General features: G+C 52.6%; 15 protein-coding genes and 16 tRNA genes. 29 read left to right on the top strand and 2 right to left on the bottom strand.

Annotated elements, in window-relative coordinates:
* Positions 1 to 209: 209 nt before the first annotated feature.
* The 22 genes from SACSAC_RS25660 to SACSAC_RS25555 all read left to right on the top strand — a co-directional run bounded on the left by SACSAC_RS25660 (position 210) and on the right by SACSAC_RS25555 (position 6971).
* Positions 210 to 285: transfer RNA gene (locus SACSAC_RS25660), tRNA-Asn, on the top strand.
* Between the two features lie 4 nt (positions 286 to 289).
* A tRNA-Ser gene (locus tag SACSAC_RS25655) sits at positions 290 to 380 on the top strand.
* Between the two features lie 16 nt (positions 381 to 396).
* A tRNA-Glu gene (locus SACSAC_RS25650) sits at positions 397 to 468 on the top strand.
* 84 nt (positions 469 to 552) lie between these two features.
* Positions 553 to 628, top strand: a tRNA-Val gene (locus SACSAC_RS25645).
* Positions 629 to 646: 18 nt separating this feature from the next.
* A tRNA-Met gene (locus tag SACSAC_RS25640) sits at positions 647 to 720 on the top strand.
* 19 nt (positions 721 to 739) lie between these two features.
* Positions 740 to 815, top strand: a tRNA-Asp gene (locus SACSAC_RS25635).
* 52 nt (positions 816 to 867) lie between these two features.
* A tRNA-Phe gene (locus SACSAC_RS25630) sits at positions 868 to 943 on the top strand.
* A gap of 36 nt (positions 944 to 979) precedes the next feature.
* A tRNA-Thr gene (locus SACSAC_RS25625) sits at positions 980 to 1055 on the top strand.
* A gap of 12 nt (positions 1056 to 1067) precedes the next feature.
* Positions 1068 to 1152 (top strand) — tRNA-Tyr (locus SACSAC_RS25620).
* 5 nt (positions 1153 to 1157) lie between these two features.
* Positions 1158 to 1231, top strand: a tRNA-Trp gene (locus SACSAC_RS25615).
* Positions 1232 to 1272: 41 nt separating this feature from the next.
* A tRNA-His gene (locus SACSAC_RS25610) sits at positions 1273 to 1345 on the top strand.
* A gap of 10 nt (positions 1346 to 1355) precedes the next feature.
* A tRNA-Gln gene (locus SACSAC_RS25605) sits at positions 1356 to 1430 on the top strand.
* 19 nt (positions 1431 to 1449) lie between these two features.
* Positions 1450 to 1524, top strand: a tRNA-Gly gene (locus SACSAC_RS25600).
* Between the two features lie 10 nt (positions 1525 to 1534).
* Positions 1535 to 1608, top strand: a tRNA-Cys gene (locus tag SACSAC_RS25595).
* Between the two features lie 30 nt (positions 1609 to 1638).
* Positions 1639 to 1715 (top strand) — tRNA-Arg (locus SACSAC_RS25590).
* A 16-nt stretch (positions 1716 to 1731) separates the two neighbouring features.
* Positions 1732 to 1812: transfer RNA gene (locus SACSAC_RS25585), tRNA-Leu, on the top strand.
* 113 nt (positions 1813 to 1925) lie between these two features.
* Entirely contained in the window at positions 1926 to 2588 is a 663-nt protein-coding gene (locus SACSAC_RS25580) for a GntR family transcriptional regulator (protein WP_037291327.1), read from the top strand.
* 22 nt (positions 2589 to 2610) lie between these two features.
* The gene (locus SACSAC_RS25575; RefSeq protein WP_245608704.1) at positions 2611 to 3057 is read left to right on the top strand and encodes a LytTR family DNA-binding domain-containing protein; all 447 of its coding nucleotides are present in this window, start codon (positions 2611 to 2613) and stop codon (positions 3055 to 3057) included.
* Between the two features lie 14 nt (positions 3058 to 3071).
* On the top strand, positions 3072 to 3500 hold the full coding sequence (locus tag SACSAC_RS25570; protein ID WP_037291324.1) for a DUF3021 family protein: 429 nt from the start codon (positions 3072 to 3074) through the stop codon (positions 3498 to 3500).
* Positions 3501 to 3637: 137 nt separating this feature from the next.
* Positions 3638 to 4948: an alpha/beta hydrolase family protein gene (locus tag SACSAC_RS25565; RefSeq protein WP_037291322.1), complete on the top strand. Its 1311-nt coding sequence runs from the start codon at positions 3638 to 3640 to the stop codon at positions 4946 to 4948.
* 76 nt (positions 4949 to 5024) lie between these two features.
* Positions 5025 to 6086: a mannonate dehydratase gene (locus SACSAC_RS25560; protein WP_037291319.1), complete on the top strand. Its 1062-nt coding sequence runs from the start codon at positions 5025 to 5027 to the stop codon at positions 6084 to 6086.
* A 21-nt stretch (positions 6087 to 6107) separates the two neighbouring features.
* A complete protein-coding gene (locus tag SACSAC_RS25555; protein ID WP_037291317.1) occupies positions 6108 to 6971 on the top strand; it encodes an SDR family oxidoreductase in 864 nt (287 codons plus the stop codon).
* Positions 6972 to 7129: 158 nt separating this feature from the next.
* Here the strand turns inward: SACSAC_RS25555 and SACSAC_RS25550 are convergent, their stop codons facing one another.
* The gene (locus SACSAC_RS25550) at positions 7130 to 8032 is read right to left on the bottom strand and encodes a helix-turn-helix domain-containing protein (RefSeq protein WP_084778364.1); all 903 of its coding nucleotides are present in this window, start codon (positions 8030 to 8032) and stop codon (positions 7130 to 7132) included.
* 175 nt (positions 8033 to 8207) lie between these two features.
* On the opposite strand from SACSAC_RS25550, the gene SACSAC_RS25545 reads away from it, so the two are divergent.
* The 4 genes from SACSAC_RS25545 (at position 8208) to SACSAC_RS25530 (ending at position 12613) form a co-directional block, all read left to right on the top strand.
* Entirely contained in the window at positions 8208 to 9395 is a 1188-nt protein-coding gene (locus SACSAC_RS25545; RefSeq protein ID WP_037291316.1) for a Gfo/Idh/MocA family protein, read from the top strand.
* Positions 9396 to 9466: 71 nt separating this feature from the next.
* Positions 9467 to 10246: a sugar phosphate isomerase/epimerase family protein gene (locus tag SACSAC_RS25540; RefSeq protein WP_037291314.1), complete on the top strand. Its 780-nt coding sequence runs from the start codon at positions 9467 to 9469 to the stop codon at positions 10244 to 10246.
* A gap of 79 nt (positions 10247 to 10325) precedes the next feature.
* Positions 10326 to 11441 (top strand): Gfo/Idh/MocA family protein, encoded by a 1116-nt coding sequence (locus tag SACSAC_RS25535; protein ID WP_037291312.1) that lies wholly within the window; start codon positions 10326 to 10328, stop codon positions 11439 to 11441.
* Positions 11442 to 11566: 125 nt separating this feature from the next.
* Entirely contained in the window at positions 11567 to 12613 is a 1047-nt protein-coding gene (locus SACSAC_RS25530; RefSeq protein ID WP_037293779.1) for a Gfo/Idh/MocA family protein, read from the top strand.
* Between the two features lie 280 nt (positions 12614 to 12893).
* On the opposite strand, the gene mprF is transcribed toward SACSAC_RS25530, so the two are convergent.
* Complete coding sequence (gene mprF / locus SACSAC_RS25520) at positions 12894 to 15725, bottom strand: bifunctional lysylphosphatidylglycerol flippase/synthetase MprF (protein ID WP_051507416.1); 2832 nt, start codon at positions 15723 to 15725, stop codon at positions 12894 to 12896.
* A 633-nt stretch (positions 15726 to 16358) separates the two neighbouring features.
* On the opposite strand from mprF, the gene SACSAC_RS25515 reads away from it, so the two are divergent.
* The 3 genes from SACSAC_RS25515 to SACSAC_RS25505 all read left to right on the top strand — a co-directional run bounded on the left by SACSAC_RS25515 (position 16359) and on the right by SACSAC_RS25505 (position 17959).
* A complete protein-coding gene (locus SACSAC_RS25515; protein ID WP_037291307.1) occupies positions 16359 to 16673 on the top strand; it encodes a hypothetical protein in 315 nt (104 codons plus the stop codon).
* 77 nt (positions 16674 to 16750) lie between these two features.
* On the top strand, positions 16751 to 17422 hold the full coding sequence (locus tag SACSAC_RS25510; protein ID WP_037291305.1) for a PspA/IM30 family protein: 672 nt from the start codon (positions 16751 to 16753) through the stop codon (positions 17420 to 17422).
* A 6-nt stretch (positions 17423 to 17428) separates the two neighbouring features.
* Positions 17429 to 17959, top strand: a complete 531-nt coding sequence (locus SACSAC_RS25505; protein ID WP_037291302.1) for a PspC domain-containing protein — start codon at positions 17429 to 17431, stop codon at positions 17957 to 17959.

The following is a 17959-nucleotide window of genomic DNA, read 5'->3' as shown; positions in this document are numbered from 1 at the left end:
ACGTTTTCGTAAGAAAACAACTTCGAACAGACGCGAAGAGATCGTTTCGGATCCGGTTTTCAAGGTGCAAGCCTTGTGCGTAGCTTAGTGTTTTAAGCTGCTTAGCGAAATATTTGAATCTGAGCGACTTTTGGATTACCCAACTTGAGGATATTTTGTCCGAAAGGAGGAACCAAGCGGAGCGAAGAGACAAATATGGAGCGTTTTGTTCCCTGATAGCTCAGTTGGTAGAGCACTCGACTGTTAATCGAGTTGTCACAGGTTCGAGTCCTGTTCGGGGAGCCATTATGGAGAGGTGTCCGAGTGGCCGAAGGAGCACGATTGGAAATCGTGTAGGCGTCTAAAGCGTCTCGAGGGTTCGAATCCCTCTCTCTCCGCCATAAAATTTTACAGTAAGGCCCGTTGGTCAAGGGGTTAAGACACCTCCCTTTCACGGAGGTAACAGGGGTTCGAATCCCCTACGGGTCATTCTTCTTCTACAGAAGAAAAAAGCATGAAAAAACATTTGACATAAGGCTGCTAACCTGATATAATAGTAAGCGTATGTGAAATGGAGGCTTAGCTCAGCTGGGAGAGCATCTGCCTTACAAGCAGAGGGTCGGGGGTTCGATCCCCTCAGCCTCCACCATATTGTTTTACACTCTGACGCGGGGTGGAGCAGCTCGGTAGCTCGTCGGGCTCATAACCCGAAGGTCGCAGGTTCAAATCCTGCCCCCGCAATTGCTTCACCTTATGGCTTGGAACCGTGGTGTAGGGGTTAACATGCCTGCCTGTCACGCAGGAGATCGCGGGTTCAAATCCCGTCGGTTCCGCCATTTTTATTCTTCTGCAAGTGCTCTTGATTGGGGCTCTGAGGAAAAACTGCTAGGCTCGGTAGCTCAGTCGGTAGAGCAAAGGACTGAAAATCCTTGTGTCGGCGGTTCGATTCCGTCCCGAGCCACCATCAAAAACTTCATATCTTTTCACAATCAATTAATAAGCCGGTGTAGCTCAATTGGTAGAGCAACTGACTTGTAATCAGTAGGTTGGGGGTTCAAGTCCTCTCGCCGGCACCATTTTTTGACTGTGGAGGCTTAGCGAAGTGGCCAAACGCAGCAGACTGTAAATCTGTTCTCTCTGAGTTCGGTGGTTCGAATCCATCAGCCTCCACCAGTTATAGGGGCATAGTTTAAAGGTAGAACAGCGGTCTCCAAAACCGTTAGTGTGGGTTCAATTCCTGCTGCCCCTGCCATAGAAATTCATATTTAACCCAAAGTTTCATTTTGCAACATGGCGGTCGTGGCGAAGGGGTTAACGCATCGGACTGTGACTCCGACATTCGCGGGTTCAATTCCCGTCGATCGCCCTTTATTTTTTGGGGGTTAGCCAAGCGGTAAGGCAACGGACTTTGACTCCGTCACGCATAGGTTCAAATCCTATACCCCCAGCCATATAACTTTAATGTTTTAAGCGGACGTGGCTCAGCGGTAGAGCATCGCCTTGCCAAGGCGAGGGTCGCGGGTTCGATTCCCGTCGTCCGCTCCATTTTCATTTCGGCGCCATAGCCAAGTGGTAAGGCACAGCTCTGCAAAAGCTCTACCCCCAGTTCGAATCTGGGTGGCGCCTCCAGTTTATTTTCTTGGTTCAATGAAAAACCTTGCGCCCTTAGCTCAGCTGGATAGAGCGTTTGACTACGAATCAAAAGGCCAGGAGTTCGAATCTCTTAGGGCGCGCCATATTTACTTTGGATGTGCCGGTGTGGCGGAATGGCAGACGCGCTCGACTCAAAATCGAGTGGGGAGACCCGTGAAGGTTCGAGTCCTTTCACCGGTATAAGAGAAAGCGGCTTTGTAAGATTACTTTAACAGTGATCTTGCAAAGCCGTTTTTGTTTGTGCAAAAATAAGCGAATGATACGAAACACAAGAACAGGAAGGTGGGTGCGGAATGTTGAGCAGCACGAACAGACTGCCGGGCGAGAATGGGAAAGATTATGCGTATCGAGTGATTCGGCAAAATATTATGAATTTGACGCTAGAGCCTGGAAAAGCAGTCAGCGAGATTGATTTGGCCGCGGCGCTTCAGCTCTCGCGCACACCTGTGCGTGAAGTCATGTCCAGACTGAAAGAAGAATACTTGGTTGACGTAATTCCGCAGGTCGGTACCTACATATCTAAGATTGATCCTCAATTGATCGACCAGGCTGTATTTATGCGTTTTTCTTTGGAAAAAGAAGTGCTGCTGCTCGCCTGTAATCGATTCCCGGGAGAAAATTTACTGGCGCTTCGACATAATGTAGAGAAGCAAGAAAGCTTACGGCAGAGCCAAAGTGAAGCTTCGCAGTTTCACGAACTGGATAACGAATTTCATTCTTTGTTATTCCGAGGCTGCGGCAAAGAACATGTCTGGGGTTCGATCACTCGTTTAAGCACGCATTATAACCGCATGAGACTGATGTTTGAAATCGAATACGACTTTACTCAGGCTATAGAGCAGCATCGAAGCCTGATCGAAATCATAGCCGAGCGGCGAGTAGATGACGTAGAATCAGCGATACATCGCCATATTATCGAACCTATGAGTCGCTGGACAAAATTACTGGCGGAATAAGTTTTTATGTCAGTTTACGAAGGTGGTTTCTATTAAAATTTCGATCGAAGTGATTAGCCCTGCGCAAGAAGAAGAGATCCTGATCCGATGCCACCAGGTTGACGATGAGATTCACGAGCTTGTTGATCAATTGAAGGCCAAGCCACTCATCATATTAGGTCATCACGAAGATCAGATCAGCCGAATTAAAGTAAACGATCTTTATTATTTCGAAGCGGTCGATGGAAAAGTGTTTGCATACGGTGAAAATAGCGTTCATGAGGTGAAGCAAAAGCTGTACGAGCTAGAAGAGCTTTGCGAAGATAGCCCTTATTTTCGTGCTTCAAAGTCTACCCTTTTAAATATCGCCAAGATTGTCAGCGTTCATCCTTCGATCAGCGGTCGTTTTCAGGCATTGCTGGAGAACGGAGAAAAGGTGGTTATATCGAGGCAATATGTGCCTGTGCTCAAGCACAGACTGGGATTATGAAAAGGAGGACATCCATGAAGATTTTTGAATTGTTCAAAGAGATTCTAAGAAGTTTCTTGATGATATTTGCCTCAATTATGATCATCATCACCGTGTTGCGGCAAATCTACGCACCTGAAGCAAGCTTTGAGTTAAAGGCAGTTTTCACGATTATGGCTTTTTCTTTTATAGGGGCGTTGACTGGAGTTATTCTATATACGCCGTATGCCATAAGTGAAAGAAAAATGCGCATCCGGGTTATTGTCCATTTTTTCGTGCTTGAAGCGCTTCTGGTTTCTTTGGCGCTCCTGTTTAATTTGGTTCAAAGCATGTTCGCAATCTCGTTACTGGCTGTACAAATTGCAGTTGTATACCTCATCGTTCGTTTGTTATCTTATCGGAATGATCAAAAGGAAGCTCAACAGATCAACGAGAGACTCCAAACATTTAAAAACAAACTTTGACATTGATTGAAGCAAAGATTTTGGATGTTTTTTTGCAACTTATCCTCTCTCAGCTACAGCTTATTGCTTATCCGTATACATCGCTTCCTTGGTTTTTTATGATGAATGCATAAAAGCCGGAGGAGCTGAGAAATGTTATGGAACTAGTCATACTTGGAGTTGCGCTAACGATTGAGCTGACCCTTGCCGTTTATGCCCTGATCACTCGAAATAACCGCAGCAGGATCAAAAGTTGGACAAGAATTTCCGTGTTTTTGGGATTTGTTGTACTGATTATGAGCAAGGTGATCGTATGGCATGCCGCTTGGGGATTGTTTGCAGGCTTGCTGTTAATCTTGGCTGTAAAAGAAATCGTTATTCTGCTGCGTAAACGTATATCCGCTTACCCTCGCAGCGTTTTTTCTGCACTGCTAAAATCCGTTCTATTAGCCTTTGCCGTGTTTGTTACGCTTATTCCTGTTTTGCTTTTTCCGCAGCACAGATTGCCTCAAGTGACCGGACCTTACCCCGTAAATACAGCGACTTATACGTACACCGATTTTGATCGTACGGAAGAATTTACCGATGAAGAAAAGCAGCGGTCGGTTAACGCGGAATTCTGGTATCCCGACTCTGTAAGCGCGAACGGTACATACCCGTTACTGGTGTTCTCGCACGGAGCCTTCGGTATTAAAACAAGCAATGATTCCACTTTCACGGAGCTCGCAAGTCACGGTTATATGGTAGTTTCGATCGATCATCCCTACCATTCGTTTTATACCGTCTCCGACAGCGGAGAAGTCGTGACGATCAACCAAGAATACATGCGGGAAGTTAATGAGGCTAACCGAGAAGGCGCGTATTCGCTCGAAGAATTTTTCGAACTTACGCAAAAATGGACGGAATTGCGAACCGACGATATGAGTTTTGTGATCGATACCGTTTTGGAGCATGCCGAGCAAAAATCAGATTCAATCTATGCGCGGATCGATACGAAGAAAATAGGGGCTTTCGGTCATTCGATGGGAGGCGCAGCAAGTATAGGGTTAAGTCGCCAACGTCAGGATATCGATGCGGTAGTGAATATAGACGCGCCGTTTTTCAGCGAGATTCGTTATGATCCGGCTGCCGATGATCTAGTTGCCAAGTCCGAACCGTATACGATTCCTCTTCTGAACGTGTATTCGGATGATGTGTGGGTACAGCTTGACAGCAGCTCGGCGTATATCGCGAATCGGATTTCGAACCCTGCTTTCGCAGATGCATATACCGTTCATTTTGAAGGAGCCAAGCATTTAAGCCTGACGGATCTGCCGTTGTATTCGCCTTTTCTCGCCAACTTATTGCAGGGCGGCCGGGCGGATATCGATAAATATACAGCGATCGAGACGCAAAACGAGTTGATCCTTCAGTTTTTCGATTACGCATTAAAAGAACAGGGATCATTCGATCCTCGAACGACTTATTGAACATGCAAATCTTGCATCATTCATACTGGCATGCTAGTATGCCAATATGAATGTTAAAATAAAGGAGTGAAGCCGAATGGAAATGACGTTTCGTTGGTACGGCGAAGATGATCCGGTCAAGCTGGAGTATATCGCGCAGATTCCGGGCATGAAAGGGATTGTCAGTGCTATTTACGACGTGCCTGTCGGAGAGGTTTGGCCGCTGGACAAGATTCAGGCTTTGAAGGAACGAGTAGAAGGCGTAGGGCTTAAGCTATCCGTAATTGAAAGCGTTCCCGTGCATGAAGATATTAAACTGGGTCTTCCGACGCGCGATCGGTATATCGAGAACTATGCACAGACGCTGCGGAATCTGGGGCAAGCCGGAATTCCGGTCGTCTGCTATAACTTTATGCCGGTATTCGACTGGACGCGGTCCGATCTGGAATTCGAGCTGCCGGACGGTTCGACCACGCTGATCTATGAAGAAGAGATTATCCGCCGGATGGACCCGAAGCTCGGCGAGCTGGCTTTGCCCGGTTGGGACACGTCTTATGGAGAAGGCGGGCTGGGTCATCTGTTGGAGCAGTATGAACAGGTCGGCGAAGAGCAGCTCTGGGAGCATCTGGCTTACTTTATCGAGCGCGTCATTCCGGTTGCGGCCGAGAACGAGATCAAAATGGGGATTCATCCGGATGATCCGCCTTGGCCGATCTTCGGTCTGCCGCGCATTATCACCAACAAAGAAAATCTGGAACGCTTCCTGAACCTGAACGATTCGCCGTATCACGGATTGACGTTATGCTCGGGCTCGCTCGGCTGCGACCCGAACAACGATTTCGTCGATATGGTCCGGTACTTCGGCGGCGTGCGGGATCGGGTACATTTCGCGCATCTGCGCAACGTGAAGATTACCGGGGAAAAATCGTTCCGCGAATCGGGGCATTTGTCGGACTGGGGCTCCCTGGACTTTTACGAGATCGTCAAAGCGTATACCGATTACGGCTTCGACGGCCCGTTCCGTTCCGACCACGGGCGCATGATTTGGGGCGAGACCGGTCGCGCGGGGTATGGATTGTACGACCGGGCGTTGGGCGCGGTGTATATCAACGGACTTGCGGAAGCGACGAAAAAAGCCAAAGCGTCCGCGGATCTTTGATCCGACAAAGGAGGAGGAAGCATGGCAAAGCTGCCTTTTAACATCGATTTGAACGGAAAAGTAGCGGTCGTCACCGGAGGAACCGGCGTGCTGTGTTCAGGCTTCGTGGATGCGTTGGCCGAGTGCGGAGCATCCGTGGCCGTGTTGAGCCGTAACCAAGGCGAAGCGGAGGCCAAGGCAGCCGAAGTCATTGCGCGCGGCGGAAAAGCAATCGGCGTGGCAGCGGACGTTCTTGACAAAGCGGCGCTGAAACAGGCACACGAGCGCATACGAAGCGAGTTGGGTCCCTGCGATATTCTGATCAACGGAGCCGGCGGCAACCATCCGCAGGCGACGACGACCGAGGAGTATTGGACGCCTTCGCAGTCTGAGGAAAAAAGCGACGGTGCTGGGCGAAGCTTTTTCGACTTGGATACGGAAGGCTTAAAGTTCGTCATGGACGTGAATTTCCTCGGTACGCTGCTGCCTAGTCAGGAGTTTGCGACCGATATGGTCGGGCGCGAGGGCTCGACGATCGTCAATATTTCTTCGATGAACGCGTACACGCCGCTAACCAAGATTCCGGCTTACAGCGGTGCCAAAGCGGCGGTCAGCAACTTCACCCAGTGGTTGGCCGTCTATTTTTCCAAAGCGGGTATACGGGTCAACGCGATCGCGCCCGGCTTTTTCCTGACTGCGCAAAACGAGAAGCTGCTTAAAAACGAAGACGGTACCCTGACGGAGCGTTCGGCGAAAATCTTGAACAGCACGCCTATGGGGCGCTTTGGCGAAGCCAAGGAGCTGGTCGGGACGCTGCTGTACTTGGTGAGCGAGGAAGCGTCGGGATTCGTGAACGGCGTGGTTATCCCGGTAGACGGAGCTTTTTCCGCGTATTCGGGAGTATGAAATAGCGCGACAAGAATGAGATCGAAGCTGCAAAAAAAACCCGCGACCTTTATCGGTATCGCGGGTTCTTGGCGTCACGGCAAAAAGTGCTTGGGAGGGCGCGCAAACGAATCCTACTCGTATCTTTAGCGTTGACAAGGTACCCGCTGACTGCTGCTCTATCTCGTACTATTGCGATAAGCGCTGGGAGAGACCCCGGTCGCCTTTTTGAAGGTACGGGAAAAGTGGGCCGCGTCCATTCCGACACGTTCGGCGATAAACGAAATGCCGGTATCGGTCGACGTTAACAGCCTGCGGGCCAACTGGATTCGTTTTTGCTGGACATAATTCATCGGGGTAATACCCATTTGTTTTTTAAAATAAGGAATAAAATAGTTCGGATGCAGGTGAACCAGCTCGGCAAGCGTTTCGACCTCCAGCGTTTCGGCAAGCCGTTCATCGACGTAATGCAGCACGCGGGCCAGTTTTTCCCGTTCGCTGCCCTGCATGAATCGGTCCATGAAACCGGTATGTTCCCCTTTTTCCAGACAGTAGGCCAGAAGTTGAAGCAGGCAGGCTTTGACCCGCAATGCGGCAAAAGGACCGGGACGCTCGGACTGTTCGATCATTTCAACAAATAAGGCTTCGATCTTTGCGGGTTCGGTCACGTCCGTGATCTGGAAGGCAGAACCTGCTTGGAACAACGGCCAGTCGCCGATCCGAGCGTCAAAGTGGCAGAAATAACGGGAATACGGATGCTCGGGCGGCGTAAAACGCGTCTGCACCGCTCCGGCCGGCATGATGAACAGTTGACCTGCGCGCGGTTCGTAACGAACGCCGTCCAGCGTCACTGCGCCTTCGCCTTCGGTCACGTAATATAAGCGGTTGAACGACGGCTTTTCATCGGGAGCGTTCCAACCGTAATATCCTGCACGATAAAAAGCATGGGAAACGTGAACGGTCAAGTTTTCCATCAAACGGTCGGCCGTATCGATATGAAAAGAAGGTTGAGCATTACGCGGAGAGTCGGACTCTGCTTCGATTGTGTCGGAAAGGTGAAGGTTCGTGCGTTTTTTTTGCATGTTTGGCCCTCGCTTTTCGTAAACGTTCTTTATCCGCAGTATACACCATTTGGCGAAAACACCTTAGTTTTAGACAAAAAGTTCTTAATCCTATTCATGTCCTTTGACCGGCGGGTGCGGTATTCTCTACATGTATGAAGCCCGGGCGAAAGCCCGCAAGCGACGGAGGGATACAATGGAGACGAGTATAGGAAAAAAAGTGCGTTTCGGTATCATCGGAATCGGCAATATGGGAAGCTCGCACGCCGAAAGCCTGATCGGCAACATCGCGGGCGCGACTTTGACGGCGGTCAGCGATGTGCGTCAAGAACGTCTGGACTGGGCGGCGGGGGCGTTGCCCGAATCCGTCAAGCGTTACGCCGATCCCAAAGAGCTGATGCGGTCGGGAGAAGTGGATGCGGTGCTGATCGCGACGCCGCACTACGATCATCCGACTTTGGCTATGGAAGCGTTTCAATACGGCCTGCACGTGTTGATCGAAAAGCCGGCGGGCGTGTATACGAAAGCCGTGCGGCAGATGAACGAAGCGGCAGCCAAAGCGGCGGAATCAGGTCTGGTATTTGGGATTATGTACAATCAACGCACGAATCCGCTGTACCGCAAGCTGCGGGATTTGATCCAATCCGGCGAACTGGGCGAGATCCGGCGGACGAATTGGATTATCACCAACTGGTACCGTTCGCAAAGCTATTACGATTCCGGCGGCTGGCGCGCAACCTGGGAAGGCGAAGGAGGCGGCGTGTTGTTGAATCAAGATCCGCACCAGCTTGATCTGTGGCAGTGGACGACGGGGATGATGCCGAAGCGGGTACGCGCATTTTGCAGTTTCGGGAAAACGCGCAATATCGAGGTGGAAGACGATGTCACCGCTTACGTGGAGTACGAGAACGGAGCGACGGGATTGTTCGTGACGACGGTCGGCGAAGCGCCGGGCACCAATCGGTTCGAGATTTCGGGCGACAACGGGAAAATCGTGGTCGAAGACGACACGCTGACTTTTTGGAGATTGCGCACGCCGGAACCGGAATTCAATGCGACGTACAAAGGCGGATTCGGACAGCCGGAATGCTGGAAGTGCGAGATCCCGGTCGAAAGCGGAAGCGGCGGGCAGCACGAAGGCATTTTGCGCAACTTTACGAATGCGATCCTGCATAGGGAGCCGCTGATCGCGCCGGGCGAAGAAGGGATTCACGGACTGACGCTGTCGAACGCGATGCATCTGTCGAGTTGGACGGACGGCTGGGTTGAGCTTCCGATCGACGAAGACGCGTATTTGGAAAAGCTGAACGAGCGGATCAAGCAGTCGACGTTCGTGAAAAAGACGGGCACGGAAGCGACGCTCAACGTATCCGGAACGCATTGAGCGCTGACGTACGACTGACGCACCGGGCGGATATTGTAAGCTGACAACGAAAACGGAGAGGCGGAAAAAAGATGAAAAGATCGACGATCGCGGCGCAGATGTATACGTTTCGCGAGCAGGCGCAGACCGAGCAGGGATTGGCGGACACTTTTTCCAAGCTGAAGAAGATGGGTTATGACGCGGTTCAGGTATCGGGGATCGGGCCGATCGAACCGCGCAAGGTGAAAGAACTGGCGATTCAAAACGACCTGACGATCTGCGCGACGCATATTCCTTACGATCGGCTGACGGGCGACCTGGACGCGGTGATCGAGCAGCATAAGCTATGGGATTGCAAGTACGTGGGACTGGGCATGGCGCCGGATAAATTTCGCAAAAGCGCCGACAGTTATCGGACATTCGCGCAGGAAGCTTCGGAGATCGGGCGCAAGCTGAAGCAGCAGGGTCTTCAATTCATCTACCATAACCACCAGTTGGAGTTCGAAAAATACGACGGGCGCACGGCGATGGATATTCTGCTGGAGGAAAGCGATCCTGAAGCCTTCGGCTTTGAATTGGATATGTACTGGGTGCAGGCGGGCGGCGGCGATCCGGCGCAGTGGGCGCACAAAGTCCAAGGGCGGATGCAAGTCGTTCATTTGAAAGATATGGAGATCGTGGACGGACAAGCCGTTTTCGCGGAAGTGGGGCACGGCAACATGAACATTCCGGCGATTATCGAAGCATGCCGGGCGACTGACGTGGAATGGTATGTGGTGGAGCAGGACGTGTGCCGTCGCGATCCGTTCGAAAGTGCCAAAATGAGTCTGGATTACCTGCACGGACTGCTTCAACGGGAGAGGACGCTGTAGGGCGCTTCAAAGCGATAAGGCTGAAGCATGGAGCAGGAACGAGCAATCGTGAAAAGGAAAACGGAAGGATGGATAGCGGATGGTACGAAGCGATGGTATGAATTACGCGCCGAAGCACGAAGCGAAGCCTGTTGTAGAAGCGGGAGAGTTCATTTTTGCGGCGGCGGCGCTCGATCACGGACATATTCACGGGATGTGCAACGGACTGACGGAAGTGGGCGGTACGGTCAAATGGGTGTATGATCCCGACGAAGCCAAGGTAGAGACGTTTATCTCGATGTTCCCGGGCGCAAAAGCGGCCGGTTCGCTGGAAGAGATCTTGGCCGATCCGGAAGTCCGGCTGGTCGCTTCGGCCGCGATTCCGGCCAAACGGGGACCTCTCGGCGTGAAAGTGATGGAGAGCGGCAAAGACTATTTCACGGATAAGGCGCCGTTCACCACGCTGGCGCAGCTCGACGAAGCGGAAGCGTGCGCGGCGCGCACGGGCCGCAAATACATGGTGTATTACAGCGAGCGGCTGCATGTGGAGAGCGCGGTGTACGCGGATCAGTTAATCCGCCAGGGCGCGATCGGCCGGGTCGTGCAGGTCATGGGCACGGGGCCGCATCGTCTGAATGCGGCGGGGCGGCCGGACTGGTTTTTCCGGCGTGACGATTACGGCGGCATCCTGTGCGATATCGGCAGCCACCAGATTGAGCAGTTCCTGCATTATGCAGGCTGCAAAAGCGCGAAGGTGCTGCACAGCAAAGTGGGCAATTACCACAGCCCGGAGTATCCCGAACTGGAAGACTTCGGCGACGCGACGCTGGTCGGGGATAACGGAGCGACGCAGTATTTCCGCGTCGATTGGCTGACGCCCGCCGGACTCGGGACCTGGGGAGACGGCCGTACCGTGATCCTCGGCACGGAAGGATATATCGAGCTGCGCAAGTATACGGACGTGGCGAGATCCGATTCCGGCGACCACGTGTTTTGGGTCGACCGGGAAGGCGAGCATTACGAGCAGGTATCCGGCAAGGTCGGCTGCCCGTTCTTCGGGCAGTTGATTCTGGACTGCCTGAATCGCACGGAAAACGCGATGACGCAGGAGCATGCGTTTACGGCGGCGCGGCTTTGTCTGGAGGCGCAGGATCAGGCGCTCAATACGACGCCGGATACATTGCGTAAGCCAGCGGCGGAAAGACGGGGCTTATAGGGAAATCGATCGGTCCGGTCGGTGTGTTGGCCGAAGCGGGGCGTAGCGTCGATACCGCGAACGGTTCGATTCGATTCGGTGCAGCGCATGCGGCAACGGGAAGTTCAAAACGGAAGGTGCGACTTATGAAGAAAATAGGGGCAGCCGTTATCGGCTGCGGAACGATCTTCGCTCAGCATGCTCAGGTTCTGAACAAGATGGAGGAAGCAGAGTTGCGTCTTGTCGTGGACATCGACTTGGCGAAGGCTCGCCGGGAAGCCGAAATTTACGGCTGTGAAGCCGGCAGCGACTACCGGGCCGTTTTGCGGCGAGCGGACATTGAGGTCGTTCATGTCTGCACGCCGCATCATCTGCATGCGCCGATGATCGAAGAGTTATTGGCGGCGGGCAAGCATGTGCTGACCGAGAAACCGGTGGCGCATACGCCGGAGGCGGCAGCATCGGTTCGGGCCGCTGCGGCCAAAAGCAGCGCGCAGTTGGGCGTCGTTTTTCAAAATCGATACAACGAAAGTTCCAGACTCATTCATGAACAAATTCAATCGGGCCAATTGGGACGCTTGCTCTGTCTGAAAGGCATGGTGACCTGGTCCAGACCGCCTGAATATTATACGCAAAGTGAATGGCGCGGCCGTTGGGAAACGGAAGGCGGAGGACTGCTTATCAATCAGACTATTCACACGCTGGATTTGCTGCAATGGTTCGCGGGCGGAGACGCGCAGCGCATTACGGGCAGCGTAACGACGGATGTACTGGGTGACGTTATCGAAGTTGAAGATACGGCTCATGCGTGTATCGATTTTTCGAGCGGCGTGCGAGCTTTATTTTATGGAACCAATGCCTATCTGACGAACAGCCCGGTCGAATTGGAATTGATCTTCGAACAGGGGACGCTGCTTCAACGACGCGATTGCGTGTTCTTGCTGCAAGACGGCGAAGAGACTGAATTATGTCGGCCTTCGCAGACGGCTACCGGTGCAAAGTCGTATTGGGGAGTGAGTCATGGACTCTTGATCCGCGACTTTTACCGGCATATTCAGGAAAGACGACGCTTCTGGATTGATGCCGAAGAAGGCAGCCGTGCGCTGAGTCTCGTTCATGGCATTTACGAGGCATCGCGCAATAAGGGGAATAATAGCTTGTCAACTCTTAATCCGAGGATTACGTTCGAATGAAAGTAACGAAACGGAGGATGAAAAGGCGGCAAAAGATGCACGTCGTCCGAGTTTGCGTACACGCCCTAACAAAAACAGGCGGATCAGCGATTGAATCGAGCGGCCAAAAGCAGCACTTTACGAGGGATGATCCCGTGAAGTGCTGTTTTTACTTAATCCTCTATGTCGCGGTTTCCATTCTGCAAATCTGCATGAAAAAACGACTTCGGACCTATATAGGTTCGAAGTCGTTGTGATCCAATCCTGCTCATTTGTGCTCCCGGGGAGCACGTAAACTCGGTTAATCCGTACCTTCGCGATCAACGGAAGACGCCGGTTTTTTTTCGAGCAAGTTGCTGTTTCCGCCTACGGGCAGCGATTCGCCAATTTCCAAAGTGCCCAGGTTGTGGTCGCGGCTTTTCGGTTTACGGGATACCAGCACGACCAGATCGACGAGCAGAACCGGAAGCGAGACGGAGGCCGGATAAGCCAGGTAGCGGGACTGCCATTCCGGGAAAAACTTCTCCTTATAACGGCGCAGTCCTTCGAATCCGTAGAAATGGCCTCCATAACGGAAGACCAGGTTCGCCAGCTTCTCTTCGCGCAGCGAGCTGCGGCTTTTGCCTACGCTGGAGAGCGGGGCCATCCCGAGATTGAACGTTTTATAGCCTTGTTCCTGCGCCCATTCGATCAATCGTGCGAAGAGCAAGTCCATCGTTCCGTTCGGCGTATCCGGCAAATGACGCATCAGATCGACGGAAATGGTACGTTCTCCGTCATAAGCCGGTGCCAGCGTTGCAAAGGCGACGATTCGGCCTTCCGGATCGCGCAGCAGCGCAAGCGGCGAACGTTGGATGTAAGACTCGTCGAACCAACCGAGCGAGAACCCTTTTTCTTTGCGGTCACCTAACCAAGTTGCTGAGATTCCGCGTAATTCTTCAATTAATGCGGAATCATAAGGAGACGACTCCACCGAGAAGACGTAGCCGTCCCGCTCGAAGCGATTCTTGGCCGTGCGGAATGCCGTCATCTTTTTGCCCGAGAACGTGAAAGTTTCCAGATTGATCAAAGCTTCCTCGCCGAGCTTGAAGAAGCGGTAGCCTTTCTCATGGTAGATCGACAGATAGTCCGGCGAAGCTTGATAGAATACGACGGCCAAGGCGTATCGATCCGAAAAGGCCTGGAACTCCTCAATCGCATCGCCGATCAGCTTTTTGGGCCCGAGCGGATCGCCGAGCACGACGAGTTTGTCTCGCGAACGGGAGTAAGGGATCAATACTTTTCCGTCTTGAGCCCAGTAGAACTGTTTATCGCCAAGGTACAGCATATGGGTGAGCAGATTGCCTTCTTCTTTTTGCAAAAATTCATCCAGACGCTTCAACTCATCTCCGCAAGGAAGATCCGTTTCTTGGCGCTTCGGACGAAGCAGCACAAGAATCGAGAACAAAATCCAGGCGCCAATGATTCCGCTGATGGCCATCGCGCCGTATTCGCTCGGCTGCATGATCCACTCCGGACGGAATCCGGCAGGCAGATTATGCAGGAAGCGCGGACGGGACGAAGTGCCGATCAGATAATACAGTCCGGCTAACACCAAAGTAAACCCGAACCAGATCCAGATTCTTTTACGAGACAACGTAGCGCCGGAACGATAGAATCGGGCGCGCGAGATCCACAGCAACAGCGCTACCGTCAACAGGACCAGCGCTTCTTCGTAGTCGAAAGCCTTGAAGAAGGTGAAGATCGCGCCGGCGACGAGCAGAAGCGACGTCAGCCGATGCGCGCGGCGCAGCCGGAGCGAGATGCCGCTCGACAGGATAATCAGCATAAATCCGATCACGACCGAGATTTGCTGCGACAGCTTCATGATCGGCGTCGACAAGAACCGGGCCATGAAATGTACGCGATCCAGCAGCCCGGGCGTCGCCGCGGACAACAGCAGGATCAGACCGCAGACGAGCACCAGCTTGCCGAGTGCCCATATGCCCATATCGCTCAGGAATCCGAACTGTCCGGGCCAATTCCAGAAACGCTGCCAGTAAGCCGCCACGCCCGCGTTTTGACGGTCGAAGTCTTCGGGATCTGCCTTGGAATGAGAGCCCGGCACAGCATCCGATCCGGACTCGCCGGCCGCCGTTTCTTTTCGAATGGCTTTGCGGCGGCCCGGAAGAAGTTCGAAGGCCGTCATGACCAGCGCCATCAACCACGGAATAATGAAGTAAAACACGCGGAACAGCACGATGGTTGCCAGTGCAGTCTCCGGTTTAACCCCGGCCAATTGCAATCCGAGCAGCGCCGTGATGTCGAAAGCTCCGATTCCGCCCGGCGCAAAGCTGACGATGCCGGCGATGGCCGCTACGCTATAGATGGCGAGCGCCTGACCGAGCGGCATCCCGTGCAGGAATTTCGAACAGATTAACCAAAAGGTCAGACCGGCGAAAAACCATTCCAATATGGAAGCCATGACCGAGCTGCTGATAATGGTCCAGGGGAGGCGGGTCCCTTGACCTTCCTTATGGAAGTACTTGGCGAACAGCTTGGAGCGTTGCATCACCAGGAAGATCGGCAGATAGAGAGCCATGCCCCATACGGCATAGATCAACCAGCGATGCTCCGTCAGCATGGAGCCGATCGGCAGGATCCCGACAATGCCTGCCCATCCCAGCACGGAAAGTCCCGTCACCATCGTCGGAGACAAGAACACGATAGCCGGCGTAATCTGCCCAAGCGTAATGCCGCTATTGCGGTACAGCAAGGCGCGGACGCCTGCACCCGTAAAGCCGGCAAAGCCCAGGAAGTTATTGAACGTATTGGAGATCCAACCGTAGCGGAACGCCGCCCACTTGGTTACGTTCAGCCGAAAATGCCGACAAATCAGGAAGTCGTAAGTGCTCATGACGGATACCGCCACCAGCGACAGCGCCAAGATTTGTACAATGTCCCAGGATGGCATGGACCGAATATCGAACAGGATCCGGGAGAAATTCAGCTTGCGGAGTTCGCCTTCGCTTTGAAAATAGACGAAGGCGATCACGGCAACCGGAATGAGCAGCCGAACGATCTTCATCCGATACAGGAATGCGAACAATCGCAAAATTTGCAGCTTTTCCAATATAGCTTTCGTACGATTCATGAATTCACCTACAATTTTAGAAGGAATTAGGGCATGTCTGAAAACTCCGAAGGAAGCAGATTTTGCCGAATTTTCGTGTTCAACAAGGAACTTTTTTGAAGTCGTGCCGGGGCACGTCGAGAAACAGTGACGCAGTAGAGCACGAAAAGGCGGTGAAAGATGCACTGCGTTGAGTTTTAAGACATGACCTAAACTCATACAGTTATTTCCATCGGTATACGTTCAATAAATAGTAACATGAAAACCCCTTTTTTCGAACCGAACATCTTTGTAACCTTTTCAAAAGCTCGGACGCAATAAAGCTCTTCCTTAATATATCGACTGTACGCCGACTATACAACGACGCTTCGCGTAGAAGGCTTCCCTGCCTTTTACCCCGTTCCCATATTCGATACGCTCCAGTACCGTGGCCGGAGACGGTTTTCGAGTCGGGCGTGCGAACCCTTCTTAAAGGGTGAAGGATTCGATTCGCACGCAAATCTTCTATCGAACGCGGTCAAAGTCCTGTGGTCCAGATGGTTCCCCGCCTCAGGTCTAGGTTCAAAAACCGCCTGCAGGCCGTGTTGCGAAAAGGCGGGAACCTCTAGAATAAAGGCATAAGGAAATTGATTCAGGGAAGGCGGTGAAAAGTTAATGAGAAGCATGAAACTTAATATCCCGGCTATCGTACTTTTGGTACTGGGAGCGCTGATTCTGTTCGGAAAGTTCGGAAGCTTTGTGGGACTCTTGTTCGCAGCCGCGATCTTCGCGCTCGGTTATTACGGAGTTAAAACAGGCAAAACATTTCTGGGCTGGTCGCTGTTGATCGTCGGAGGATTGATGTTGCTGTCGAAGTTGTCGTGGCTGATCGGCCCGCTGCTCGGGATCGCGTTGATCGCGGCAGGCATCTTCTGGATCGTCAGCAAGCGCAATGAACGCATGAACAGCCGACGCGGCTTCGGAGGCTAACCTCCGAAAGCCGGATCGGAAGTTCCCGGAAACATCTTGTATCAACGCAAACCATGCGGAGGAGGGAGAAACGCCGAATGAGCATGTTCAAAAGAATGAGAGACATTACGCTGGCCACTCTTAACGATAAGCTTGAAGAAAGCCAAGACCCGGTACGGATCATCGATCAGTTCCTGGTGGAGACCCGGCAGGAGATCGGCGAGGTACAGCGCTTGTACGATCAATGCGCGCACCACAGCAAGCAGCTCCGTCAACAGGTCGACCATGCCACATCCATGCGCGAGAAGCGCGAAGAACAGGCGGTGCTGGCGCTCAAGGCGGACGAGGAATCGATCGCGAAGCTGGCCTTGCAGGAAAAGATGCTTTACGAGGAAAAGGAACGTCAGTACCTGGAACTGTGGGAGCAAAGCCAAGACACGCTCAAAGAACTGGGCGAGCAGCTCAATGTACTTAGAAACGAATATCAGACCGTTTACAACAAACGCCAATACTACTACGCCCGGATGGAGACGCTTCGTTTGCAACAGCGCTTGAATCGTCGCACCGGCGGTTATAACTCGGACGTACCGAAAATGTTCGATCGACTGGACGACCAAATGTCCTCGATCGAATACGAAACTTACAGCCTGCGCGATATCCGGAAGCTGGGTCAGGAGGCCTCGAGACAGATCGGCGAAGTCGGCAATCTGCTTGAAGAGGAAATGGCCCGTCTTAAGGAAAAATTGAAACGGGGCGAAGGAAAGGAGTAAGCGAGGATGCAAAGATTGTACCGCTCGACCCAGGACCGAATGCTTACCGGACTCTGCGGCGGAATCGCGCACGAATTCGGCGTGAATCCCACGCTGCTCCGTATTCTGTTCCTTGTCGCCATCCCGCTGACCAGCGGAGCGATGCTGCCGATTTACTTTATCGCTTCGCTAGTGATTCCGAAGGAACCGACGCCGCCGTACTACCCGTACGGACCCGACGCGTACGGCCGCGATGCTTATCGCGATCCGTATCGTCCGGATAACGCCTATGACCGCGAGCCTCACGGTTCGCGCTTCAATGGACCTCATGACCCGCGTTCGCCGAGACCGCTGGGCCAGGAACGGGAGTTTGAACGTCCGTTTCCTCCGAATCGTCCGCAGCCGGCCCGCGCCAATCTGCAAAAGCGCGATATGCCGGATTCCGGGATCGACGCCATGATGGAAGACATCGAAAAGAAAGCACTCAAAAAAGAAGTGGAAGAACTGAAAAGCAAGCTTTCCAAATACGAAAACGAGAATGAGAAAGGGGATTTATAA

Source organism: Saccharibacillus sacchari DSM 19268, assembly GCF_000585395.1.
Lineage (GTDB): Bacteria > Bacillota > Bacilli > Paenibacillales > Paenibacillaceae > Saccharibacillus > Saccharibacillus sacchari.
Note: the sequence above shows the minus strand (reverse complement) of the source record. Positions and strands in the feature narration are given on the sequence as shown.